The 255-nt window shown below is 70.6% G+C and carries 1 pseudogene; it reads right to left on the bottom strand.

Annotation, left to right across the window (positions count from 1 at the left end):
• Positions 1-255 (bottom strand): annotated as a pseudogene (locus tag V5F77_RS29355) (haloacid dehalogenase); the annotation flags it as partial.

The raw sequence follows: 255 nt of genomic DNA, 5'->3' as shown, positions 1-255 counted from the left end.
GACGATTTCGAGGGCCACGTCCTCGTCCGTTCCGTCGTCGCGCACGCGGCGCGCGGTCTTGGGCGCGAGGTCGAGCAGGGCGCGGATGGCACCGCCGGTCTGCTCGCGGGCGCGCAGTTCCAGCACCTGCCCCAGCAGCACCAGCACGGTGATGACGGCGGCGGCCTCGAAATAGATGGCAACTGATCCGTCGGTGGCGCGGAAGGTGGCGGGGAAGATCTGCGGCGCGAAGGTCGCCACCACGCTGTAGGCCCA

Origin of the sequence: Roseixanthobacter psychrophilus, assembly GCF_043195195.1 — a bacterium.
In the GTDB taxonomy this organism is placed as follows: Bacteria; Pseudomonadota; Alphaproteobacteria; order Rhizobiales; family Xanthobacteraceae; genus NCEH01.
The sequence above is the reverse complement of the archived record's forward strand: the minus strand, read 5'-3'. Positions and strand labels throughout refer to the sequence as shown.